At 65.2% G+C, this 23,898-nt stretch carries 22 protein-coding genes and 3 pseudogenes; 18 read left to right on the forward strand and 7 right to left on the reverse strand.

The features are described 5' to 3' along the window. Positions 1-287: 287 nt before the first annotated feature. Positions 288-2,153, reverse strand: coding sequence for a cytochrome c biogenesis protein DipZ (locus FFS37_RS29825; protein ID WP_137934547.1), 1,866 nt, complete (start codon positions 2,151-2,153; stop codon positions 288-290). Positions 2,154-2,384: 231 nt separating this feature from the next. Between FFS37_RS29825 and FFS37_RS36650 the strand changes: the two are divergent. The 7 genes and pseudogenes from FFS37_RS36650 to FFS37_RS29860 form a co-directional block, all read left to right on the forward strand. Next, positions 2,385-2,582 (forward strand): annotated as a pseudogene (locus FFS37_RS36650) (substrate-binding domain-containing protein); the annotation flags it as partial. Between the two features lie 55 nt (positions 2,583-2,637). Then, entirely contained in the window at positions 2,638-3,048 is a 411-nt protein-coding gene (locus FFS37_RS29835) for a substrate-binding domain-containing protein (RefSeq protein WP_171026475.1), read from the forward strand. 257 nt (positions 3,049-3,305) lie between these two features. After that, on the forward strand, positions 3,306-4,355 hold the full coding sequence (locus tag FFS37_RS29840; RefSeq protein ID WP_137934549.1) for an ABC transporter substrate-binding protein: 1,050 nt from the start codon (positions 3,306-3,308) through the stop codon (positions 4,353-4,355). A 303-nt stretch (positions 4,356-4,658) separates the two neighbouring features. After that, positions 4,659-5,675, forward strand: a complete 1,017-nt coding sequence (locus FFS37_RS29845) for a FecCD family ABC transporter permease (protein ID WP_137934550.1) — start codon at positions 4,659-4,661, stop codon at positions 5,673-5,675. 73 nt (positions 5,676-5,748) lie between these two features. Further along, positions 5,749-6,459 (forward strand): annotated as a pseudogene (locus tag FFS37_RS29850) (ABC transporter ATP-binding protein); the annotation flags it as partial. 166 nt (positions 6,460-6,625) lie between these two features. Beyond that, positions 6,626-8,668, forward strand: coding sequence for a tetratricopeptide repeat protein (locus FFS37_RS29855; protein WP_171026476.1), 2,043 nt, complete (start codon positions 6,626-6,628; stop codon positions 8,666-8,668). Positions 8,669-8,703: 35 nt separating this feature from the next. Next, positions 8,704-10,323: a tetratricopeptide repeat protein gene (locus FFS37_RS29860; RefSeq protein ID WP_171026477.1), complete on the forward strand. Its 1,620-nt coding sequence runs from the start codon at positions 8,704-8,706 to the stop codon at positions 10,321-10,323. Between the two features lie 144 nt (positions 10,324-10,467). Here the strand turns inward: FFS37_RS29860 and FFS37_RS29865 are convergent, their stop codons facing one another. Next, positions 10,468-11,169, reverse strand: a complete 702-nt coding sequence (locus FFS37_RS29865; protein WP_137934554.1) for a M24 family metallopeptidase — start codon at positions 11,167-11,169, stop codon at positions 10,468-10,470. Between the two features lie 200 nt (positions 11,170-11,369). Here FFS37_RS29865 and FFS37_RS29870 point away from each other — a divergent pair, with 200 nt between their 5' ends. The 4 genes from FFS37_RS29870 to FFS37_RS29885 are packed head-to-tail and all read left to right on the forward strand — an operon-like array spanning position 11,370 to position 13,880. Further along, a complete protein-coding gene (locus FFS37_RS29870; protein ID WP_137934555.1) occupies positions 11,370-12,857 on the forward strand; it encodes an aldehyde dehydrogenase family protein in 1,488 nt (495 codons plus the stop codon). 16 nt (positions 12,858-12,873) lie between these two features. Continuing rightward, on the forward strand, positions 12,874-13,305 hold the full coding sequence (locus tag FFS37_RS29875; RefSeq protein WP_210240490.1) for a DUF6314 family protein: 432 nt from the start codon (positions 12,874-12,876) through the stop codon (positions 13,303-13,305). A 28-nt stretch (positions 13,306-13,333) separates the two neighbouring features. Further along, a complete protein-coding gene (locus FFS37_RS29880) occupies positions 13,334-13,579 on the forward strand; it encodes a type II toxin-antitoxin system ParD family antitoxin (protein WP_137934556.1) in 246 nt (81 codons plus the stop codon). A gap of 25 nt (positions 13,580-13,604) precedes the next feature. Beyond that, positions 13,605-13,880: a type II toxin-antitoxin system RelE/ParE family toxin gene (locus FFS37_RS29885; protein ID WP_232375816.1), complete on the forward strand. Its 276-nt coding sequence runs from the start codon at positions 13,605-13,607 to the stop codon at positions 13,878-13,880. Positions 13,881-13,891: 11 nt separating this feature from the next. Here FFS37_RS29885 and FFS37_RS29890 read toward each other — a convergent pair whose 3' ends face one another. Continuing rightward, complete coding sequence (locus FFS37_RS29890; protein ID WP_137934558.1) at positions 13,892-14,773, reverse strand: LysR substrate-binding domain-containing protein; 882 nt, start codon at positions 14,771-14,773, stop codon at positions 13,892-13,894. Between the two features lie 103 nt (positions 14,774-14,876). On the opposite strand from FFS37_RS29890, the gene FFS37_RS29895 reads away from it, so the two are divergent. The 3 genes from FFS37_RS29895 to FFS37_RS29905 all read left to right on the forward strand — a co-directional run bounded on the left by FFS37_RS29895 (position 14,877) and on the right by FFS37_RS29905 (position 16,576). After that, complete coding sequence (locus FFS37_RS29895; RefSeq protein WP_137934559.1) at positions 14,877-15,077, forward strand: hypothetical protein; 201 nt, start codon at positions 14,877-14,879, stop codon at positions 15,075-15,077. A 27-nt stretch (positions 15,078-15,104) separates the two neighbouring features. Then, a complete protein-coding gene (locus tag FFS37_RS29900) occupies positions 15,105-15,854 on the forward strand; it encodes a sulfite exporter TauE/SafE family protein (protein WP_137934560.1) in 750 nt (249 codons plus the stop codon). A gap of 236 nt (positions 15,855-16,090) precedes the next feature. After that, on the forward strand, positions 16,091-16,576 hold the full coding sequence (locus tag FFS37_RS29905) for a hypothetical protein (protein ID WP_137934561.1): 486 nt from the start codon (positions 16,091-16,093) through the stop codon (positions 16,574-16,576). A gap of 59 nt (positions 16,577-16,635) precedes the next feature. Here the strand turns inward: FFS37_RS29905 and FFS37_RS29910 are convergent, their stop codons facing one another. Both FFS37_RS29910 and FFS37_RS29915 read right to left on the reverse strand, forming a co-directional pair. After that, a complete protein-coding gene (locus FFS37_RS29910) occupies positions 16,636-17,127 on the reverse strand; it encodes a GNAT family N-acetyltransferase (RefSeq protein ID WP_137934562.1) in 492 nt (163 codons plus the stop codon). Next, positions 17,124-17,216, reverse strand: a pseudogene (locus tag FFS37_RS29915) (type II toxin -antitoxin system TacA 1-like antitoxin); the annotation flags it as partial. The pseudogene FFS37_RS29915 and the gene FFS37_RS29910, both read right to left, overlap by 4 nt. 127 nt (positions 17,217-17,343) lie before the next feature. Here FFS37_RS29915 and FFS37_RS29920 point away from each other — a divergent pair. Continuing rightward, positions 17,344-18,366, forward strand: a complete 1,023-nt coding sequence (locus FFS37_RS29920) for an arginase family protein (protein ID WP_137934563.1) — start codon at positions 17,344-17,346, stop codon at positions 18,364-18,366. A 29-nt stretch (positions 18,367-18,395) separates the two neighbouring features. On the opposite strand, the gene FFS37_RS29925 is transcribed toward FFS37_RS29920, so the two are convergent. Further along, a complete protein-coding gene (locus tag FFS37_RS29925) occupies positions 18,396-18,968 on the reverse strand; it encodes a helix-turn-helix domain-containing protein (protein ID WP_137934564.1) in 573 nt (190 codons plus the stop codon). A gap of 167 nt (positions 18,969-19,135) precedes the next feature. On the opposite strand from FFS37_RS29925, the gene FFS37_RS29930 reads away from it, so the two are divergent. Genes FFS37_RS29930 through FFS37_RS29940 form a run of 3 tightly spaced genes read left to right on the forward strand, consistent with a single transcriptional unit; the run spans position 19,136 to position 23,182 of the window. Beyond that, positions 19,136-19,948: a transporter substrate-binding domain-containing protein gene (locus FFS37_RS29930; protein ID WP_137934565.1), complete on the forward strand. Its 813-nt coding sequence runs from the start codon at positions 19,136-19,138 to the stop codon at positions 19,946-19,948. Between the two features lie 18 nt (positions 19,949-19,966). Beyond that, entirely contained in the window at positions 19,967-20,674 is a 708-nt protein-coding gene (locus tag FFS37_RS29935; protein ID WP_137934566.1) for an amino acid ABC transporter permease, read from the forward strand. 42 nt (positions 20,675-20,716) lie between these two features. Beyond that, complete coding sequence (locus FFS37_RS29940) at positions 20,717-23,182, forward strand: GcvT family protein (protein WP_137934567.1); 2,466 nt, start codon at positions 20,717-20,719, stop codon at positions 23,180-23,182. A 153-nt stretch (positions 23,183-23,335) separates the two neighbouring features. Here the strand turns inward: FFS37_RS29940 and FFS37_RS29945 are convergent, their stop codons facing one another. Further along, the gene (locus FFS37_RS29945; RefSeq protein ID WP_137934568.1) at positions 23,336-23,893 is read right to left on the reverse strand and encodes a sugar O-acetyltransferase; all 558 of its coding nucleotides are present in this window, start codon (positions 23,891-23,893) and stop codon (positions 23,336-23,338) included. Positions 23,894-23,898 lie beyond the last annotated feature (5 nt).

A 23,898-nucleotide genomic window follows, 5' to 3' on the forward strand; every position in this document is an offset into this window, starting at 1 on the left:
GCTTAGTCCGCTTTGCAGAAAGGTTAATCCTGCTCTCAACTGTCGTGATTTTTAATATTGATAAAAGCAATCGTCGCTGACGCCGCGCTCTACGGCGCCCCCCTCTGTCCTGCCGGACATCTCCCCCACAGGTGGGGAGATTGGCTGTCACCGCGGCTTTCGCCAATCTTCACCGTTGAAAGATGAAGCCGGCGCCGCAACCGCCAATCTCCCCCCCCTCGTGGGGGAGATGTCCGGCAGGACAGAGGGGGGCGCCGTAGAGCGCTACGCTTACCGGCGAAGCCCCTTCACCCGAACGTAAACGCAAACGCCTGCGCGCCGGGGTCGAGGAAACGGATCTCGAACAGCCGGTCGCTGACGGCGCCGCTCTGGCGCACCAGCTGGTAGAGGCGCTGGCCCGATACCGTGCCGTTGCCGTCGGCATCGATATCGGTGCCGTGATCCTCGCCCGGCGGCTTGCCGTCGACGGTGACCTTGAAGCGCACCGGCTTGCCGTCGGCCGAGGGTCCCAGCACCAGATGCAGGTCGCGGGCATGGAAGCGGTAGGCGATGCCGCCGCCGGGCTGGTTCAGCAGCGCGTTCTCCTTGGCAATCGTCCAGTTGCCGTCAAGGCCCCATTGATTGAGCTGCGGCGAGCCGGCGGCATAGACATGGCCGGCGTCCCGCACCGCGCCGCCGGGCGAGACGAAGTTCTCCGCCCTGCCATAGCCGACATAGGTTTCGGGCGAGCGCATGTCGGCCTCGGCGGCGGCTGCCTCCGCGCCGGTGGCGCTGACCTTGACGATGTCGCCCGCCACCTTGGTGTTGCCGGCCTCGGCCAGCAACTGCTGGATGATGCGTTCCGACCCGTCATAATCGCCTTCGCCGAAATGGTGATGGCGAATCTGCCCCCTGGCGTCGATGAAGTAGTGCGCCGGCCAGTACTGGTTGTTGAAGGCGCGCCAGATGGCGTAATTGTTGTCGATGGCGACGGGGTAGTTCACCTTGAGGTCGGATACCGCGCCCCTGACATTGCCGACCACTTTCTCGAAGGCGAACTCGGGCGCGTGCACGCCGATCACCACCAGTCCCTGATCCCGGTACTTCTCGGCCCAGGCTTTGACGTAGGGGATGGCGCGCAGGCAGTTGATGCAGGAATAGGTCCAGAAGTCGACCAGCACCACCTTGCCCCGGAGAGTTTCGGCGGTCAGCGGCGGCGAATTCAGCCACTCCACCGCGCCGTCGAGCGACGGCAGGGCACCCTCGACCGGCAGGTCCATGGCCGGCTGCGCCGGCTTGCCAGTCATCGCCATCGATGGGGCCATTGCAGGCGCGCCGGTCATCGCCATGGTGGCTGGCGCCATGGCCGGTGAATTGTCGGACTTGATCGCCGGTTCGCCGCTCTTCATGGCGACGCCGGCCATGGCGGATTGATCGTTCCTGGCGGCGTTGAACTTGTCGAGCAGGCCCTGTTCGAGTGACGAGGTGCTGGCGAGCGAAACCTGGGTGAGGAAGCCGGTGTCCAGCCCGAGCGCTATTGCCGCGACCGCGGCCAGCACCAGCACGCCCAGCCCCCGGCGCACCCATTCGCCGACGCCGAGCGAGCGCTTCATGGCGGCAAAGACGCGGCCGCCGACCAGCAGCGCCAGCGCCAGCGAGGTGGCCGCGCCCAGCGCGTAGGCCAGCAGCAGAAGCGAGGTGCCGACATTGGCGCCCTGCAAGGCCGCGCCTGTCAGGATCAGGCCAAGCACGGGGCCGGCGCAAGGCGCCCACAGCAGGCCGGTGGCGACGCCCAGCAGCAACGAGGGCAGCACGCCGGAGCCGCCGCTGGCGGCGCTGCGGTCCGCCGACATTGACAGCCTCGCGCCGAGATCGACCAGCGGCCGCGTCAGCCGCTCGGAAAGGCCGGGCAGCAGCAGCGCGACGCCGAACAGCGCCAGCAGCGCGATCGCCGCGACGCGGCCATACTGGTTGGCCTGCACTGCCCAGCCGCCACCTACGGCGGCCAGCGTCGCCACCAGCGCGAAGGTGGCGGCCATGCCGGCCAGCATCGGCAGGCCGCTCCTGACGAACGGCTTGTCGGCGCGGGCGAAGACGAAGGGCAGGACCGGCAGGATGCAGGGGCTGACGATGGTCAGCACACCGCCGAGATAAGCGAGCAGGAACAGGATCATGGTGACGGCTTCCCAGTGTCGGTTGCGGCCGGATTGAACATTCGCTCAAGACGACATACAGAGCCATACGAAGGCAAACGCTATTTTGTTACGGATATAACGACGATCACGCGCAGTTGAAGCTCATGGCGGAACCGCGGCTGTGCACGGGTTCTGCCGATGGCTTCAGACACGGCTTCGTTCGAAGGCAAAAGGGGTAAAAGAATGGCTCCAGCGAAGAAGCCGGTGATGATGATCTACGCGGCCGGCAGCCTGCGCCATGTGCTGCCGTCGCTCGTCTCGGCGTTTCATGCTGTCACGGGCGTCACCGCCGAAACCCGCCTCGGCCCCGCCGGTCTGCTGCGCGAGCGTATAGAGGCAGGGGAGCGGCCCGATATCTTCCTGTCGGCGAGCTTTGCGCATCCGGCGCGGCTTGCCGAGCAGGGGCTGGCGCGGCCGGCGGTGGTGTTCGCCCGCAATGCCATGGCCGCCGCCGTTCGGCGCGATGCCTCGATCACCGGGCGATTACGCCTGGGCGATCTTCCGGCGCATCGAGGCGGTCAGGCCGGGCGCCTTCGCGCTGCTCGACGCCAAGGCGCAGAAGCTGGTGGGCGGTTCGGAGGCGCAGAACATGCCCGGCCGCTACGATCCGATCGCGGCGGCGCTGGCCGCCGGCACGGCACATGTTTTCCTCGGCTACCGCACGGGGTTGACGGGTCTGGTGAAGGAAACCGGCGGTCTTCAGATCGTGGAGATACCGGCAGCGGTCAATGTCGTGCCGGAATACGGGCTGGCGACGCTGGCGCAGAGTTCGCCGGCCGCGATGGCCTTCGCGCTGTTCGTCATGTCGGCCGCCGGGCAGGGCATCCTGCGCGATTTCGGCTTCCGGCCGGTGGCGTTGCCGGAAGGGATGTGAGCGTGGCATCTCTTCCTTCTCCCCTTGTGGGAGAAGGTGGCCTCGCGCAGCGAGGTCGGATGAGGGGTGTTCCAGCGGAGTGAGACGATAGCGTTCCCTGGAACACCCCTCATCCGTCTCGGCGCTGTGCGCCGATCCACCTTCTCCCACAAGGGGAGAAGGGAGGCAGCGCGCGATCGCCTGCCGGGGTGAGCTTGCCGCCTCAGGTCTCGCGCTATATGCATTGAAACATACCGATTGCGTCCGGGAGGTTTCCAATGATTTTGCGTCGCGGCTCGATGCTCGCCCTTGCCCTGATCTCCTCGCTCATGGCCTTCGCGCCGGCGATGGCGCGCACGGTCACCGATCAGCTGAACCGCACGGTGACGGTGCCCGACAAGGTCGAGCGCATCGTCGTGCTGCAGCACCAGACGCTCGACATTCTGGTCGAGCTCGGCGCGGCCGACAAAATCGTCGGCGTGCTGCGCACCTGGCCGAAGCTCATTCCCGGCCTCGACAAATACGCGCCGCAACTGACCGGCCTGCCGATGCCCGGCGATCTGTCGACCGCCAATGTCGAGGAGGTGCTGAAGCTCAAGCCCGACGTCGTCTTCGTCACCAATTACGCGCCGCCGGCGATGATCGAGCAGATGTCCCAGGCCGGGCTGCCGGTGGTGGCGATCTCGCTGTCGAAAGGCGAGGGGGTCGAGGCGCCGAAGCTCAACCCGACCTTCGCCGATGACGACGTCGCCTATGCCGAAGGGCTGAAGATCGGCGTGCGTCTGATCGGCGACATCGTGGGGAAACGCGAGCGGGCCGATGCGCTGCTGGATTACGCCTTCGCGCAGCGCAAGCAGGTGGAGGACCGCGTCGCTTCCATTCCCGACGCCGAGCGCGTCAGGCTCTACATGGCCAATCCCGAGATGAACACCTATGGTTCGGGCAAATACACCGGCGTTATCATGAAGCGCTCCGGCGGCATCAATGTCGCGGCCGGTGTGCGCGGCGCGACCAAGGTGTCGATGGAGGACGTGCTGGCCTGGAACCCGCAGGTGATCTTCGTGCAGGACCGCTATGCGCCGGTGGCCGACGAGATCAGGAAGGGCGCCGCCTGGCAGCATGTCGACGCGGTCGAGAACAAGCGCATCTACATCACGCCCGAATATGTGAAACCCTGGGGCTATCCGCTGCCGGAAGCGCTGGCGCTCGGCGAATTGTGGATGGCCAAGAAGCTCTACCCCGAGCGCTTCGCCGATATCGACATGCAGAAGCAGGCCGATGCGTATTATCGCCAGTTTTACGGGCAGGCGTATACGGGGCCGAATTGAGGGCCGGGGTATCAGGACTTGGGTTCCTCGCCCCACGCAGTGGGGAGAGGTGGCTCGGGCGCAGCCCGAGACGGAGAGGGGAGCAACGTCCGTGAAGCCAAAGCCGGCTCAAAACAAGACGCATGATGAGAAGCGGGTTGCGCGTCAGTTAACAGGCAAATCTTGACCGTCGCGCTGCCCCCTCTCCGTCTCGGGCTTCGCCCGATCCACCTCTCCCCCGCTTCGCGGGGGCGAGGAACCGCCAATCGCGAAGCTCGCCATTCAAGAAAGTTGTGCCCAGCCACCACGTGCAGGCGCTAGCCCATGCGCACATCCGTCACCCGCAGCCTTGCAACCATCCTGCTCGTCGCGCTGCCCATCATCCTCTTTCTCATCTCCTTCCTGCTCGGCCGCTATCCCGTCGAACCGCTCACCGTCATCAAGGTGATCGCGGCGCAATTTCTGCCGATCGCGCAGGACTGGCCGCCTGTCGTGACCTCCGTGGTGCTCGATGTGCGGCTGCCGCGCGTGCTTGCCGCCATGGTGGTCGGCGGCGGGCTGGCGGTCGCCGGCGCCTGCTATCAGGGCGTGTTCCGCAATCCGCTGGTCTCGCCCTTCACGCTGGGCGTCTCGGCGGGCGCCGGCTTTGGGGCGGCGGTGGCGATCCTGCTGTTCGGCGAGCGCTACGCCACGCAGGCCTGCGCCTTCGCCTTCGGCCTGCTGGCGGTGGCGATGTGCTTTGCCATGAACCGCTTCTTCCGGCTGAACTCGACCATCGCGCTGGTGCTGGGCGGCGTTATCGTCGGCTCGCTGTTCACGGCGCTGCTGTCGCTGCTCAAATATGTCGCCGATCCCAATTCCAAGCTGCCGGTCATCGAATTCTGGCTGCTCGGCTCGCTGTCTTCCGTCACCACGGCGGACCTCGTGCCAGTGATCGTCGTCACGGTGCCTTGCGTCGCCGGCCTGCTGGCGCTGCGCTGGCGGCTCAACGTGCTGGCGATGGGCGACGAGCAGGCGCGCATCATGGGCGTCGAGGTGGCGCGGCTGCGGCTGGCGATGATCCTGCTGTCGACGCTGATCGCGGCGTCGGCCGTGTCGATCAGCGGCATCATCGGCTGGGTCGGGCTGGTCATCCCGCATTTCGCGCGCATCCTGGTCGGGCCGGATTTCCGGCGGCTCTTGCCGGCCACGCTGTCGCTCGGCGCCTGTTACCTCCTGATCATCGACGATGTCGCCCGCACGGTCACCGCGGCGGAAATACCGCTCGGCATCCTGACGGCGATCGTCGGCGCGCCGGTGTTCATGCTGCTGCTGGGGCGCGGCAGGCTGGGCTGGGCGTGAAGGGATGATCCTCGCAGCCGCCAATCTGGCCTTCTCCTATCCCGGACGCGCCAGTCCGGTGTTTTCGGGCGTCAGTCTCGACATCGCCGCAGGCGAGGTGGTCTGCGTGCTGGGGCCGAACGGCGTCGGCAAGTCGACGCTGCTGCGCTGCCTCGCCGGGCTTTCCGCGCCGGGCGCCGGTTCGGTGCTGCTGGAGGGCCAGCCGATCGCTTCCTTGTCGCGCGCGGCGGTGGCGCGGCTGCTGGCGCTCGTGCCGCAGAGCTACGAGACGGTGTTCGCCTTTTCGGTGCGCACGGTGGTTGAGATGGGGCGGGCGCCGCATCTCGGCCTGTTCGACGCGCCGGGCGAGGAGGCGGCGCGGATGACCGAGGACGCGCTCAAAACGCTCGGCATCGGCCATCTCATCGACGCCGCCTATTCGGAGATCAGCGGCGGCGAGCGGCAGCTGGTGCAGATCGCGCGCGTGCTGGTGCAGGCGCCCCGGCTGATGATCCTTGACGAGCCGACCGCGCATCTCGATTTCGCCAACCAGGCGCGCTTCCTTTCGCTGGTGCGCCGGCTCGCGGCAAGCGGGCTCGCTGTCATCCTCACCACGCACGCGCCCGACCATGCCTATGCGCTGGCCGACCGCACGCTGGTGATGTCGCCGCACCAGCCGCCGGTGCTGGGGGCCACGGGAGAGATCCTGACGGAGACGGTTCTGTCCGGTGCCTATGGCGTGCCGATCCGGCTGATCCGCTCGGGCGGGCACGTCGCCTGCGTGGCCGAGCTGGACGCCCAGTAAACCTTGCCGGCATCGACTGGCTTGCATGATTTCGTCGTCAGGCCGACTTGCGCGGCTCAAGGATTTGTCTGATCAAGCCTTTATGAGCACAGCAACCGGCAGTCGTGATCCTGGTATTGTCTGCATGATGTTTCATCGATACCGGAGCGGGCATGCGCAGCGGGCCTTGAGCAGCGTTGCCATGCTGCTCGCACTTGCCGTTCCCGCTCTGGCCGCCGGCCCTCTGGAGGATTGCGGCAACGACAAGCTGACCGCGCCCAACCGCATCGTCGCCTGCACCAATGTGTTGGAGGACAAGGCCGCTTCGGCGAGCGACCAGGCGCTCGCCTATTTCAACCGCGCCAACGCGTTGGACACGACCGGCGAGTATGACCGCGCCATCGCCGATTACGACAAGGCCATCGCCTTCGATCCCAAGGATGCCGACGCCTTCAACAATCGCGGCCTCGCCTGGGACCACAAGGGCGACTACGACCGTGCGTTCGCCGATTACGGCAAGGCGATCGAGCTCAACCCGAGGCTTGGCATCGCCTATGGCAACCGGGGCGTGATCTGGAACAGCCAGAAGCGAGACTACGACAAGGCAATCGCCGATTTCGACAAGGCAATCGGCCTCGAGCCGGAAAACAACAGTCTCTACAATCTTCGTGGCAACGCCTATCTGCGCAAGGGCGACTACGACAGCGCCATCACCAGCTACAGCCAGGCGATCTTTCTCGACCCCGAGGATCCCGACCAGTATTTCAATCTCGGCCTGGCCTGGACCTCCAAGGGCAATCCGGAGCGCGCCATCGCCGATTACAGCCAGGCGATCAGCCTCGATGCGAACCATGTCCATGCCTATCGATGGCGCGCTGACGCCTGGATGAAACTGGGCGACACCGACCGGGCGCTGTCGGACTACAGCGAGGCGATAAGGCTCGATCCCACCGATGGCGAGACCTTGCGCGACCGCGCCGACATCTGGCGTGGCAGGAAGGACTACGACCGCGCGATTGCCGACTATGCCCAGGCGATCACCGTCAACGCGAACGACGCGGTGGCTTACAACAATCGCGGCTGGACCTGGTCGCTCAAGAACGACCCCGACCATGCCCTGGCGGATTTCAACATGGCGATCGGCATCGATCCGAATTACGCCAGGGCCTACGACAATCGCGGCCTGATCTGGGCCGACAAGGGTGACTACGACCGGGCCATCGCGGACTATGAGCAGGCCATCGTCCTCACGCCGGGAGATGCCTGGGTCTACAATGACAGAGGCCGGGCCTGGGCAGCCAAGAACGACTTCATCCGCGCCATCTCGGATTTCAACGTCGCCATAATGATCAAGCCCGACATGGCCATTGCGTTCAGGAACAGGGGCTGGGTGTTCAGCCGCGAGGCGCACTATGACAGCGCCATCGCGGACTATGATCAGGCCATCAAGCTCGCCCCGCGCGATACGTTGGCCCTCAGGAACCGGGGCTGGGTGTTTGCCCGCAAAGGCCAGTATGACCGCTCGATCGCCGACTATGATCAGGCTATCTCGGTCGATCCCGGCTATGCCGGAGCCTATAGCGGCAGGGGCCGCGTCTTTATCTACAAAGCCGACTACGACCGCGCCGTGGCGGATTGCAGCCAGGCCATCAGCCTCGATGCAAAGGACGTGTCCGCCTTTGCATGCCGCGGTCTGGCGCGGGTGTACAAGGCGGACTACGATCAGGCCCTGGCCGACTATGACGAGGTGGTGCGGCTCGATCCCCGCGATGCCGGCGCCTATGGCGACCGTGGGCTGCTGGGCTTCTATACGGGCTCGCTGAAAAAAGCGCAGGCCGACTTCGAACAGGCGTTCGGGGTCAATCCCGACGGTCGCTACAACGCCTATTACGCCATGTGGCTCGATATAGCGCGACGGCACGACGGGCTGCCGAGCGTTTTGGGCAATGCCAGGCTGGATGTCACGAAATGGCCGGCGCCCGTGGTCAGCCTGTTCCTCGGCCGGCAAGGCCCCGAAGCCACGCTGGCCGCCGCCGACGATCCCGACGCCACGACGAAAAACGAGCATCTGTGCGAGGCGCGCGTGTTCGTCGCGGAGTTCCTGCGGCTGCAGCATCGCGACGCCGAAGCCGTGGATCTCTACCGGCTCGCCCTGCGCGACTGCCCGCGCGCCTTCACCGAATACACGGCGGCTTTCATGGCCCTGCGAGCCATGGGCAAGACGCCGTGAGGTTTGGTTTTCGCCCAACCCTGACCGCCGTCACGATGCTCCTCCTCGCGCTCGAGACGGCGGCGGTGGCGGCCGTCAAGGACCATGCCGACTGCGTCAATGAAGGGGTCGAGGCGGTCCGCAAGACAACCGCCTGCACCGCCATAATCGAAGACAAGACGGAGACCGTGGAAAACCGTGCCGCGGCCTATTTCAAACGCGCCGGCGTTCTGGCGAGCCGCGGCGACAAAGACAATGCGTTCGCCGACTACGACAAGGCAATCGGCCTTGATCCGGGGATGTCGGGCGCCTACTACAACAACGGCATCATCCTGATATTCAAGCGCGACTACGATCGTGCGATCACCTACCTGAATCAGGCGATCTTCCTGGATCCGGACAATGCCGAATTCTACTACAACAGAGGCCTTGCCTGGTCCTACAAGGGCAATGACGAACGTGCGATCGCCGACTACGATGCGGCCATCAAGCTCAATCCCACGGACGCCAGGGCATACCACAACCGGGGTCTAAGCTGGGCGCGGACCGGCGATGGCGAGCGCGCCAAGGTTGACTACGACCAGGCCATCTCGCTCGATCCGAAAAATGCCAGCTCGTACAGCCTTCGGGGTGATGTCTGGGACGCCAAGGGCGACGATGACCGCGCGATGGCCGACTACAGCAAGGTGATCGGCCTCGATCCCGAGAACGTTCATGCCTACTATCGTCGCGGCATGATCTGGTGGCGCAAGGGCGACTACGACCGGGCGATCGAGGACTACGGCAAGGTGATCGACCTCGATCCGAAGGACCCCAGCGTCCGTTACAACAGAGCTCTGGCGTGGTCGCGCAAGGGCGACAGCGATCGCGCGATCGCCGATTTCGATCAGGCGATCACTCTCGATTCCAAAATGGCGGCCGCGTATTTCAGCAGGGGCACGGAGTGGCTCAAGAAGGGCGAGAGAGACCGCGCCGTTGCCGATTATAGCGAGGTCATCACGCTCGAGCCGACAAACGCCATGGCGTTGAACGATCGAGGCCTGGTCCTGAACGAGATGGCCGAGTATGAGCGTGCGCTTGCCGATCTGGACCGGGCGATCGCGCTCGATCCCAACCAGGCCAAAACCTACGGCAACAGGGCGATTGCCTGGATGGGCAAAGATGATCTTGCCCGCGCCGCTGCCGACTACGACCGGGCGATCGCGCTCGATCCGAACCTTCCCAACTCATATGCCGGTCGTGGCATGGTGCGTTTCTATTCCGGTATGCCGGCCAAGGCGCAGGCCGATTTCACCAAGGCGGCAGCGCTTTCGCCCGGCAATGCCTATTTTGCCATCTGGCTCGACATTGTCGAACGGCGCAATGGTGAGCTCGGCCATCTAAAGGATGCGGCCGCAAGGCTGGACATGTCGAAATGGCCGGCTCCGGTGATGAAGATGCTGCTGGGGCAAGAAACTTCCGCGCAGGCCCTGGCCGATGCCGGTTCCGCGGACCTTGCGGTGAGGGGCGGGCGCGTGTGTGAAGCCAATTTCTACACCGCCGAACTCGATCGGCTGCAGGCCCGCGACGACGAAGCCCTGCAACTCTACCGCATCGCCGTCAGCACCTGTCCCAAGGATTATGTCGAATATCGTGGCGCAGTTGCCGGCTTGCGGTCCCTGGGCAAATCGCATTGAAGCTTCCGGGAGGCGAACGAAATGCGGGCATTCGGCCACGATGTGTGCGCAGGCTTTCGCTGCCGGCGCGTGCATTGCGCTCCACCGGTAACACGCCGTCGCTGGAGGACTAGTTTGCGGGGATGGGCGGCCGCCCTGTCGAACTTACCCCTCCAGCAGCCTTTCATAGAAGCCGCCGAAGGCGCCGTCGGGTGAGACCAGGTGGATTTCCAGGATCCAGTGGCGCACGCGGCCGTTGGCGTCGAGGTTGCGCATCGGGTCGGGGTTTTCGGGGCTGACGTGATGGAGCTGCTTGACGCCCGGAATGCGGGCGTGCGGGAATTCGGCCACGATGTGGCCGGCGATCTTGCCGCCGAATTTCCAGCCGGCCTTGCGCGCCGAGTCGCAGGCGAAGGCGTAGAGTTCGGCGCCGGAAATCTCGGGGTTCTCCTCGAAGTGGCGCTTCACGATGTCGAACTGGCGCGGCAGGTCGCGGCAGAGCGCGTGCTTTTGCGGATTGGGGCCGACCGCGTAGCTGCGGCCGACATCTGCCTCCCATTCTTCCAGCACCGGACCAAGGTCGAGGAAGACAATATCGTCGTCCTCCACCGTGCGGATCGGCGGATTGTCGGCGGCGGTGGACAGCGTGTTGATGCCGGCGCGCACGATGCGCTTGTGCCAGTCGCGCTCGATGCCGAACTTCTCCCTGGCCAGCGCGCGGATATCGAGTTCGATCTCGCGTTCGGTGCGTCCCGCCTGGATGAACCCGGCATCCTCGATCGCGTCGAGAAGGTTCAGCGCCATGCGCTCGGCACCCCTGAGCGCTTCGGTGCGCGCCGCTTCGTCGTGCTGTGCCGTCGCTTCCATGATTTCTCCTTTTCGATATATCTGGATAAATACAGCGGTGAGGTATCGGGCTCAAGCATCCACGGCATTCCAGGGCGCTGTCATCGATTGTGACAGCATCCCCGCCGGCGTGCTCCCGGCCGGTTCCTTGTCCCGCCGGCAATATCGGGCGATAAGGGCCGATATTGAATTTCCGGCCGTTTCATCATGGAGTTTTCGACATGACCGTTCATCCCCAGCTGCCATCGGCGCCCCGCAAGTTCCAGAACCTGATCGGCGGGAGCTGGGGTGACAGCCAGGGGGGCGAGATCGTGCGCCTGAGCCCCGCGCATGGCGTGCCTGTCTCGGTGGTGCCGCGCGGCACGGCCGCCGATGTCGACAAGGCGGTCGTGGCGGCCAGGCGCCGGTTCGAGGGTGGCGGCTGGGCGGAGATCCCGGCGGGCAGCCGCGCGGCGATCCTGCGCAAGGCCGCCGACCTCATCCTGCAGCAGAAGGACGAACTGGCGTTGATCGAGACGCTCGAAAGCGGCAAGCCGCTGTGGCAGTCGGTCAACGAGGTCACCGGCGCCGCCGACCTCTGGTATTACGCGTCGGGCCAGGCGCAGGCCATGCATGGCGAGACGTTCAACAATCTCGGCCACGACTCGCTGGGTCTGGTGCTGCGTGAACCGATCGGCGTTGTCGGCCTCATCACGCCGTGGAATTTCCCGTTCTACATCCTGGCCGAGCGGCTGCCCTTCATCCTGGCGGCCGGCTGCACCGTGGTCATGAAGCCGAGCGAGCACACATCCTCGACGACGCTGATGATGGGCCGCATCCTCGAACAGGCCGGCCTGCCGGAAGGCGTGGTCAACATCGTCACCGGCTACGGCGATCCGGTCGGGCAGGCGATCGTCAACCACATGGACATCGACATGGTGTCGTTTACCGGCTCGACGCGTGTCGGCCGCTCGACCGTCATCGCCTCGGCGGCCAACATCAAGAAGGTCAGCCTGGAACTCGGCGGCAAGAACCCGGTGGTGGTCACCGCCGATGCCGATCTCGACAAGGCCGCCGACGGCATCGTCTACGGCGTGCTGCACAATGCCGGCCAGTGCTGCGTGTCGGGCAGCCGGCTGATCGTCCATGAAAGCGTCGAGAAGCCGCTCACCGAGCGCATCCTTGACCTCATGGGCAAGGTGCGCGTCGGCGACCCGCTGGTTCCCGAGACGCGGGTCGGCGCCATCGTCAACGAAACGCAGATGACGCGCATCCTCGGCCTCATCGACCAGGGCAAGTCGCAGGGCGGCAGGCTGGTGACAGGCGGCGCGCGCATGGAGCCGCAGGCCGGCTATTTCGTCGAGCCGACGCTGTTCACCGGCGTGACGCCGGACATGACCATCGCCCGCGAGGAGGTGTTCGGACCGGTGCTGGGCATTTCCACCTTCAGCTCGACCGCCGATGCGATCCGCATGGCCAACGACACCGAATACGGGCTCGCCGCCACGATCTGGTCGAGCGACCTGCGCAAGAGCATGGACCTGATGCGCGGCATCCGCGCCGGGCGCATGTGGATCAACACCACGATCACAGGCGGTCCGGAAATGCCGATCGGCGGCTACAAGCAATCCGGCCTCGGTCGCGAGACCGGGCCGTCCGGTATCGACGAATATACCGAGGTGAAGTCGGTGATCGTCGATCTCGGCGCCCGGCAGCCCTGGGTGATCTGACCGGCGGGACAAGCGGATGGACGAGAGGCTCGCGGGCGGCTGGACAGTGCGGCGCACGGTGATCGATTTCCTCACCGGCGCCCGGCATCGTTTCGAGGGCACCGCCGTCATCACGGCGTCCGCCTTCACCGAGCAGGGCCTGTTGCGGTTCGGCGTGCGCGAGATGCCGGCCAGCCGCAGCTACAGGATCGAGCCCGGCGAGACAGCGACGCGCGTGCTTCATGCCGACGGCCGCGACTTCATCGAGCTTGAAGCGAAGGCCGCGCAGAGCGTGCGCCATCAATGCGGCGCCGATCTCTATGCCGGCCGGTTCTTCTTTCGCGGTGATGAATGGGCCGAGGTTTGGCGGGTCAACGGCCCGCGCAAGAACTATGCGAGCCTTGGCTGGTTCCGGCGTCAAACGGATGCATCGCGCGGAAGACATGACATATACCAATTTTTGGTATAGAATGTCCTGATCAACTAAAGGAGCGTCCGTGCCCCGAAATACATCTGTTTCCCTTGGCGATCATTTCGCCGGTTTTATCGATGCGCAGGTCGAGACGGGCCGTTATGGCTCGGCCAGCGATGTCGTGCGCGCAGGTCTGCGCCTGCTTGAGGAACAAGAGGCCAAGGTCGCCGCTCTGCAAGCCGCCCTTATTGCCGGCGAGGCTTCCGGCACACCGGCTGCCTTCGACAGCGCATCATTCCTGACGAGGATGCGGGCCAAGCATGCCAAGTGAGAGCCGCGAATGCCGGTTCTCACCCATGGCGGAAGCGGATCTGGAAGAGATCTGGCTCTACACATACAGGCAGTGGTCGCTGAAGCAGGCAGACCGGTATCACCGCGATCTGATCGATACAGCCGAAGACCTGGCGCGGGGCGTGAAAACCGGTCGTCGTGTCGATGTCCGCGCCGGCTACTTCAAATACCCGGTTGGCCAACACTTCGTCTTCTTCCGCCTGTCCGAGACCGCGCTCGATGTCATCCGCGTCCTGCATCAGCGCATGGACGTCGAACGCCATCTGTGGGAACGCTCTTGAAGGCGCAGGCCTCAAGCGAGGGCATCGGCCAGCAGCTTCGCCTGCGGCGTCAACGCCTCGAAGCTTCGGGCGCACAGGCTGAGCTGGCGCGTCGCCCATTCATCGGTCAGCCGCAGGCGGCGCAGCGTTCGTGCCGCGCGGCGCGCCGCGCTTTCGGGCACGATGGCGATGCCGGCGCCTTGCGACACCAGCCGGCAGACATTGTCGAGGCCGGGCACGCGGATGCGGAAGTGCAGGTGGCCGCCAAGGCGGGCGGCCTGCCGGGCGATATGTTCCTGAAGGGGATGGCCGGCGCCGAGGCCGACAAAGGCTTCGCCGAGTATGTCGGCGAGGCCGGTGGCGTGGCCTTCGAGGCATAGCGCCCCGGGCCGGTCCCGCGCGGCGATCACCACCAGGCGATCGATGAAGAAAGGCCGCTGCTCCAGATGCGCGAGGCCGGCCCAGGTCGCGGCGATGCCGAGATCGGCGGCGCCGCTGGCCACCGCCTCGGCGATCTCGTGGCTGGGGCGCTCGTCGAGTTCGACGTCGATGCCGGGATGCGCGGCAAGGAAGGCTGGCAAGGCGTCGCGCAGGATTTCACCCGTCGCCGCCGTGTTGGCCATCAGGCGGACGCGGGCGCGCAGGCCGCTGGCATAGGCGCCGAGATCGCCGGCCATCGCCTCGATCTGGTTCTGCACGGCGCGCGCATGGTGGAGCAGCGCCTGTCCGGCGGCGGTCGGCGCGACGCCGCGGCGGCGGCGCTCCAGAAGCGGCGCGCCAAGGCTCTCCTCCATGCCCTTGATGCGGGCGCTGGCCGAAGCCAGGGCAAGGCCGGCCAGTGCCGCGCCACTTGTGATGCTGCCGCGCTCGGCCACCAGCAGGAACAGCCGCAGATCGACAAGGTCGAAGCGCATTTTCGTTTCTCCCCAGCCTTCGGCCTGGACGAAGGCTGATGCCGCAACTTCCACATTGTGGCTTGTCCCCGCATACGTCAAATCATTTGCACGGAGATGTGCAATGAGCGGAAGAACACCACACCGGCAGGGCCTGGGCATTCTTGAGAGCATGGCGGTCGTGCTGGCCGTGGCGGTCGCCTCGCTTGCCATGGCGCGGGCTTACACTGATCCGAGGGAGCGCGAGCCGGCAACGGTTTACGGCCGCGAGGCCGCGCCGGAGCGGGCCGGCCCGGACGCGGTGGACATGCTGCTGCATGACTGAGCGCGCCGACATGCCGGAGATCCATTCATGCTGAGCGCCGCTGTTGTCGCCTGGGTGGGCGCCGTCTTCCTCGCCGCTGGGTTCGTGAAGGGCGTCGTCGGCATGGGGCTGCCGACCGTTGCGATGGGGTTGCTGGCCGTGACCATGCCGCCGGCGCAGGCCGCCGCGCTGCTGCTCATTCCGTCCATGGTGACCAATCTCTGGCAATTGTTCACCGGCCCGGCCTTTGGCGGGCTGTGTCGGAGGCTGTGGACGATGATGGCCGGCGTCATGATCGGAACCGACGCCGGCGCAGGGCTGCTCACCGGCGCATACACGGCCTTCGCCTCGGCGGGGCTTGGCGCGGCATTGGTGGTCTACGCCGTTCTCGGTCTGCTGAAGCTGAGCTTCACCACGCCGGCACGCCACGAAGCCTGGGTCTCGCCGCTGATCGGCCTTGCGACCGGGCTGGTGACCGGCGCGACGGGCGTCTTCGTCATTCCTGCCGTGCCCTACCTGCAATCGTTGCGGCTCGGCAGGGAAGACCTGATCCAGGCGCTCGGCCTGTCCTTCACCGTGTCGACCGTGGCGCTTGCCATCGGGCTGGCCAGGACCGGCGCGCTTGGCTCGCCGACGGCGCAACTGGCGGGATCGATCGCGGCGCTTTTGCCGGCGCTGGCCGGCATGTTCATCGGCCAGGCGTTGCGCCAGAAGCTCAGCGTGGAAACCTTCCGCAAGGTGTTCCTGGTCGGCCTGCTGGCGCTGGGGGCTTATCTGATGCTGGATGCCGTACTTTAGCTGAGGTTTCCGACCGCGGACAATGCCAGCCTACCTAACCTTATCGCATCTAACGCACATTTCCAGGCATTATCCATTTCTTCGAACTTCGAATTTGTAGAACTCGGCCGGATATGTATTTGTAAGTAAATACGTATTACATTGGAAAAATATTCGGCTCGACTCCTTTTGTGAACTCTGTTTTTCTCCACTGTGTGGCAACTGCGCGGCTCGCGCAATCACAGGGGAGAAATTAGATGAGTGAAACACTTCTGGGAGAAGCAAAGTTTGAACTAAACGCTTTGTCATTCAAGCCAAAATCGGCGTTGACTAGCGGCTTCGTAAAGATTCTGGCAAACGGAGAATTGAACGCGCAAGGCGCGGACCGCCGGCTTCTTATTACGGTTAACAACCAAAACAGCGGTTATCGTGGATTTGTTATGATGAATGGTGATGCTTCTGCCGGCGAATGGGAACAAGCGCCTGGCGGCGGTCCCGGGTTCTACGTCGGCAGAAATGGGTGGAGCATCGATGCAACCGCAATGGTGGAATTTACGTTGGCCATATCGCCCACTTCGCAAAAGATAACGGGTTCGGGACTTTCGACATTCGCGCTCGGAGATGGGCGCATTTTGGGTTACCAATCGCATGGATATTTGGTTACGAACCAGCCGATTTCGAGCATCGAAGTCGCATTTGTAGGCGGTGTTGCGGTGGGATACAGCCGCTTCTACCTTCTTTGATCACTAGGATCGGGGGCCCGCCTCTCACTGAGAGGCGGTCTCACGGCGCGCCGGGCTCTTCAAAGACTTGCGCTGACATTGGCAAGCGTGGCCATGAGCGTCAGCGGTTCGATTGGGGAGGGTTCGAACCCGACAGCAATATAGAAAGCTCGGGCATCCTCGGAGATGGCATCCACCAGGATGCCTCTGATCCCCACTATCTCGGCGGCGTGGAGCATCCGCAGTCCGGCATCCCTTACCAGCGCACGGCCAATGCCCCGGCCGTGACAGGATTGGTCGACCGCCAACCGGCCGAGCACCGCAAATGGGATGGGATCGGGCATGTTGCGTGGGAAATGTCCGGGAGCTTCGATCATCTGCACATCGCCACCGTCAATCGCGTAGTAACCGATGATGCGATTGTCCTCGCAAGCCACATAAACGCGGGACGCGCCGCCAGCCTGATTGGGGCGGCCGCGCTTCTTCAGCCATTCGTCGAGCGAGGCGATGCCCGACGAGAAATCGCCGAGTTGATGATGATTGGCAAGCGGGACCGGAGCCGACAGGCTCATGCGTGATCCCAGGGAGCCTTTGTCGTCATCGTGCGGCGCAACCGATCGTTCGGTCGCGGCGGAGCGTCGAGGCGCGCCAGAAACGCGGCGTGGGCCGTCGGCCGTCGCCGTGCGCCACTTTTCGGACCAGCGATGTAAGGCCAGCGGCGGCGCTTGACGTTTTGTCATTCATTGGTACGGTATTGGCGAACATTATTCGTAAATACGGAACCTATGATGAGCCAGATCGAAGCCGATACCGTGGACTGGGCCGCAGCGCGCAAGGAGATGGAGCGCTGGTACTGGTGGGGCATTCCCACCTTTTTCCGCGCGCCCTGGAACGAGGAGCCGGGGGCGGGCGACATCGCCGTGCTCGGCGTTCCGCATTCCTCGGGCAACGGCTCGACGGAGCGCGACCAGCATCTGGGTCCGCGCGCGGTGCGCCATGTCTCGGCGCTCTACCGGCGCGGCCATGGCCGTTTCGGCTTCGTGCCCTGGGATGTCTGCAACGTCGTCGACGCCGGCGACGTGCCGCTGCCGGAAGCAATGGTCAACGACACCAGCGTGCGCCATATCGAGCTCTACGCCAAGCGCTTCGCGGCTGCCGGCACGCGTCTCGTCTCGATCGGCGGCGACCACTCGATCACCGGGCCGTTGCTCAAGGCGGTCGCCGGGCCGGGTTCGCCGATGACGGACGGCAAGCCGGTGGCGCTGGTGCATTTCGACTCCCACACCGACAGCTACCACCACCTGCCGCACTGGCTCGGCAACCGGCGCTCGGCGGCGCACTGGAGCAGCTACACCGCCACGGAGGGCAATGTCGATCCGGCGCGCTCCTCGCAGATCGGCATCCGCCCGAATGTCGGCACGCCCGGTTCGCGCAACACCAGCGAGGAACTGGGCTACCGCGTCATCGGCATGGACGAGATCGAGCGCGATGGCTGGGAGAAGGTGGCAAGCCAGGTGCGCGCCCGCGTCGGCGACGCGCCGGTCTACATCACCTTCGACCTCGACGTGCTCGACCCCGCGGACGCGCCCGGCGTCTCCAACATCGAGCCCGGCTATCCCGGCCTGCGGATCGGCGACGCCGTGCGCATCCTGCAAAGCCTGCGCGGGCTCAACATCGTCGGCGGCGACATCGTGTGCCTGATGCCGACCAAGGACAGCCCCAACCAGATCACCGCGATGAACGCCATGGTTGTGGCCTTCGAGATGATCTGCCTGATGGCGGACCGGATGCGGACCGACAGGCCAGCGTGAGCCGCGTCGCCGCCCGCCAACCGTCACGGTCAGCGCGGCGGCGGCGTCATCACGAACAAGGCCCTTGCCGGTTCGGTCTCCGACGCGTTGGCGAAAGTGTGCGGGCGGCGCGGATCGAAGGCGATGGCATCGCCCACGCCGAGTTCGTGGGTGACGTCCTCGACGACGATGCGGACCGTGCCTTCCAGCACGAAGACGAATTCCTCCTCGCAGGCGAGCGTGTAGAGCTTCTCGCCGCCGGTACCGCCGGGCGCGATGTCGGAATAGATCACCTGCAGGCGCTTGGCCTCGGCCGGCGAGATCAGGAAATCCGAAACGTCGGTGCCGCCGAAGCGGATGGGCGGCCGGTCGTCGGCCCGCACCACGCCGGAGCGGGCAGGGGTGAAGAGGTCGCCGACCGGCAGGGCCAGCACTTCGCAGAGCCTGACCAGCGAGGCGACCGAGGGCGAGGTCTTGTCGCGCTCGATGTCGCTGAGAAAGCTCTTGGTGAGATCGGCGGCGCCCGCGACTTCGTCCAGCGTCATGTCGAGTTCGCGGCGTCGTGCGCGCAGCAGCCTGCCGATGTTGGGGGCGCTTCGCTTGCTGGTCTGTGTGTCCGACACGAACGCTTCCTCCGATTCGGCCTGTTGCCCGGCACTATGGCACAGCTTTAGCCGGCAAGGGGCGCTCTGTACAAGGCTTGTTCGGTAATAGCGAATTATGTTGACTATTTAAGAACTCTGGGCAAGCCTAATGCGAGGCCGCCAAGAGCCGAAACCAGAGGTGAACCATGTCCAGAAAATCGATCTGCCTTTATGTCCTGCTCGCCGCCGTGCCAGCCGCCGCGACACCCGCGCTCGCCGACGGGCCGAGCTTCGTTTCGGGCGGCAAGCTGCAGGCCTGCGTCGACCCGACCTTCCCGCCGATGGAATTCGTCAAGACGCCGGGCGAGCCGCCCGTCGGCATCGACATCGACGTCGTCAAGGCGCTCGCCGCGCACTGGAAGGTCGAGGCCAACATCACCGCGATGGACTTCAACGGCCTGCTGCCGGGCCTGGAATCCAAGCGCTGCGACATCGTCATCAGCGGCGCGCTGCTCAAGCCCGAGCGCCTCGAGAAGTTCAGCGGCGTGCCTTACCTGAAGACCGGCGTCGTCATGATCGGCAAGGCCGATGACGCCACTGCCTACAAGAGCTATGAGGATTTCTCCGGCAAGGTGGTCGCCGTCCAGACCGGCACCTCCTACATCGACCTCCTGAACAAGGTGAACGACGATCTCGCCAAGGCCGGTCGAGACAAGATCACGCTGCAGACCTATCCCAAGCAGACCGATGCCATCCAGCAGGTGATGGTCGGGCGCGCCACGGGTACGATCAGCCAGGATACCGAGTTCGCCTATCGCGACCTTCAGCAGCCCGGCGAACTGAAGATCCTCTACGCCGCCGGCGCGGCGGACCAGTACGCCGCCTATTTCCGCAAGGACGAGGCCGACCAGGCGGCGGTCGCCAGCGCGGTCAAGGCGCTGCTGGCCGACGGAACGATGAAGACCATCGCCGAGCAGTGGAAGCTGCCGATGTCGACGATCGCCGGCGTCGGCGAATAGAGACGGGCGAACGCTGCGGTGAGTTTCGACGCGGGTCTTTTCTGGTCAACGCTGTTTTCGGCGACCTTCTTCAAGGCCGCGCTGGTGGCGCTCGCACTGACCGTGATTTCGCATGTGGCGGCGATCCTACTGTCGCTGCCGCTTGCGCTTGCTCTCGATGGCAAGCGGCTGTGGCTGCGCTGGGCGGCCACGGCCTATGTCGGGCTGTTCCGCGCCTTGCCGGCGCTGCTGCTGCTGCTGTTCGTCTGGAACGGCCTGCCGCAGATATCGCCCGTGTTTCGTGAAGCCTGGTTCTCGCCCTTCATGGCCGCCTTCCTGGCGCTGACGCTCAATGAGGCGGCCTACCAGGTGGAGATCAACCGTGCCGCGCTGTCGGCCGTCGATGGCGGGCAATACCAGGCGGGCGCGGCGCTCGGCCTGCGCAAGCCGCAGGTGTTCTTCCTGATCGCGGTGCCGCAGGCGCTGCGGGTGGCGCTGCCGCCGACCGTCAACGAGTTCATCAGCCTGTTGAAGACCACGTCGCTCGCCTCGGTCATCTCGCTGACGGAACTGATGGCGGTGACGCAGCAGAGCGTCGCCTCGACATTCCGCTACGCGGAATTCTATTCCGTCGCCTCGATCTATTATCTTGCCATGGTCTACGCGCTGATGTTCCTGCAGAAGCGTTTCGAGCGGCGTTTCGCCTGGGCGAAGCCCCGCGAGGCCGGCAACGCGCCGCATGGCTGAGGCGGCGGCGCCAATACAATCAGCATATCAGGGAGTGAGAAGGTGACGGAGACAACCTCCAATCGTTTGCCCGCCAGGGCGGATGTCGTGATCATCGGCGGCGGCGTGGCCGGCTGCTCGATCGCCTACCACCTGACCAAGCTCGGCATTGCCGATGTCGTGCTGTGCGAGCGCAAGCAACTGACCTGCGGCACGACCTGGCATGCGGCGGGCCTGGTCACGCAACTGCGCGCCACGCGGCAGATGACGGAACTCGCCAAATATACCGGCGAGCTGTTCGCCAGCCTGGAAGAGGAGACCGGGCAGGCGACAGGCTTCATGCGGCGCGGCTCGCTGCGCGTCGCGCGCACCGAGGCGCGGCTGGAGGAACTGGCGCGCGGCGCCTCGATGGGCCGCAATTTCGGCCTGCCGGTCGAAAAGGTCAGCCCCGGCGAGATCAAGGAGCGCTGGTCGCCGATCGATCTCGACGGCATCGTCGGCGGCTTCTGGTTCCCGCATGACGGCCAGGTCAATCCGGCCGACGTGACCATGGCCTACGCCAAGGGCGCGCGCATGCGCGGCGCCAGGATCTTCGAGAACACAAGGGTGGACAGGATCCTGGTGGAGAACGGCCGTGCCGTCGGCGTCGTCACGGAGCAGGGGGAGATCCGCGCCTCGCGCGTCGTGATCTGCGGCGGCATGTGGTCGCGCGATCTCGCGGCAAGCGCCGGCGTGACGCTGCCGCTGCATGCGGCCGAGCATTTCTACATCGTCACCGAGACGATTCCCGAACTGCCGCGCAACCTGCCGGTGCTGTTCATGGGCGACGAGTGCGCCTACTACAAGGAGGATGCCGGCAAGCTGCTGCTCGGCTGCTTCGAGCCGAACGCCAAGCCATGGGGCCATGACGGCATCCCGCAGGATTTCTGCTTCGATTCCCTGCCGGAGGATTTCGAGCATTTCGAGCCGATCCTGGAGATGGCGACCAGGCGCGTGCCGCTGCTAGCCGAGGCCGGTATCAAGCTGTTCTTCAACGGGCCGGAAAGTTTCACCCCCGACGACCGCTACCTGATCGGCGAGACCTCCGAGGTCGCCGGACTGTTCTGCGCCTGCGGTTTCAACTCGATCGGCATCCTGTCGTCGGGCGGCGTCGGCAAGGCGCTGTCGGAATGGATCCGCGATGGCCGCCCGCCCGTCGACCTCGCCGATGTCGACGTGCGCCGCACCGTCTCCTTCCAGGCGAACAAGCGCTATCTCTACGACCGTACCACCGAAACGCTCGGGCTGCTGTTCGACATGCACTGGCCTTACCGGCAGTTCGAGACGGCGCGCGGCATCAGGCGCAGTCCCTTCCACGACCGGCTCGTCGCCGAAGGCGCCTTCATGACCGAGGCGGCCGGTTTCGAACGCCCCGGTTTCTTCGCCGGGCGCGATGTCACCCCGACAATCGAATATTCCTACGGGCGGCAGAACTGGTTCGACCTCTGCGGCGCCGAATGCCGCAACACGGCTGAGAATGTCACGCTGTTCGACCATTCCTGCTTCGTCAAATACGAGGTCGAGGGCCGCGACGCGCTGAAGGCGCTGAACCGCATTTGCGCCAACGACATCGACGTTTCCGTCGGCCGGGTCGTCTACACGCAATGGCTGAACGAGCTCGGCGGCATCGAGGCCGACCTGACGGTGACGCGGCTGTCGGAAACCAGCTTCATGGTGGTGACGATCGCGGTGTCGCAGCGCCGCGACATGACCTGGCTGACGCGCAACATTCCCACGGACGCCCATGTCTTCGTGCGCGACGTCACGTCCGGCCTGCCGATGCTGGCGCTGATGGGGCCGAAGGCGCGCGACCTGTTGAAGGCGGTCTCGCCCGATGATTTCTCCGACGCGGCGTTCCCGTTCGGCACCAGCCGCGAGATCGACCTCGGCTATGCCCGTGTGCGCGCCAGCCGTCTGACCTTCGTCGGCGAGCTTGGCTACGAGCTCTACATGCCGGCGGAGTTCGCCGCCCACGTCTTCGACCGGCTGGTGGAGGCGGGCGCCGCGTTCGGGCTCGCCCATGGCGGCTATTTCGCCATCAACTCGCTGCGCATGGAAAAGGGCTACCGCCACTGGGGCCACGACATCGGCGAGGAGGATTCGCCGCTGCAGGGTGGCCTCGGCTTCGCGGTCGCCTTCGACAAGCCGGGCGGCTTCATCGGGCGCGAGGCGCTGCTGCGCCAGAAGGAAGCCGGGCCGATACGCCGCAGGCTGGTGCAGGTGCGGCTGGAGGATGAAGCGGCGCCGCTGCTCTACCACCACGAGCCGGTCTGGCGCGACGGGCGCATCGTCGGCTCGGTCACTTCAGGCGCGTACGGCCATCGCATCGGCGCCTCGCTGGGCATGGCCTATGTCGAATGCGCGGACGGTGTCACCGACGCCTATCTCGCCGCCATGCCGCTGGAGGTCGAGATCGCCTGGAAACGCTATCCGGCGCGGGCGCAGCTCAAGGGCTGGTACGATCCCAAGGGCGAACGGCTGAAGGGCTGAGGACGCGACCGGCGAGCCGCCGCGCCAGAGGCTGAGCGTCGAGGTGGAGAATTGCCGGGGGGCTGTTGTCCCTTGGCGTCCATCTCGCGCCGAAGTCGCTGCGTTTTCATTGCCAGCCCCGGCGAACTGGTCCTCCCAGGAAAAGCCGTTTCCTCACTCGGCAATCGACCTGATGACCCTCGCCGGATTGCCGCCGACAAGCGTATTGGCAGGCACATCCCTGGTCACCACCGAGCCCGCCGCGACAACTGAATTTTCGCCCACCGTCACGCCGCCGATGACGGTAGCGCCGGCGGCGATCCAGACGTTGCGTTCGATGACGATCGGCTTTGCCGTGGTGAAGGCGCGTCGCCGCGACGGTTCGAGGGGATGGCCTGACGTGATGAGGCTGACATTCGGCCCGATCAGCACATTGTCTGATATATCGAGCCCGCCAAGATCGTAGAACGTGCAGTTCTGATTGATGAAGACATTGCGCCCGATACGCATGTCCGGGCCGCCGGTCGTGTAGAAGGGCGGTATCAGCAGGAAGCCGCCGTCCACCGTCTTGCCGATGAGTTCGCCGAACAAGGCGCGGACTTCGTCCGCATCGTTGAACGTCAGACGATTGAGACGGGCGGTGATCGCCATCGCCCGCTTGACGTTCGCCAGCATCGCCGCCGATTCCGGCGTTCTCCCGGGGATTATCCTGGTGCGATCCTCATGCGTCATTTCCA

This window comes from Mesorhizobium comanense (assembly GCF_005503535.1).
Classification (GTDB): Bacteria; Pseudomonadota; Alphaproteobacteria; order Rhizobiales; family Rhizobiaceae; genus Mesorhizobium; species Mesorhizobium comanense.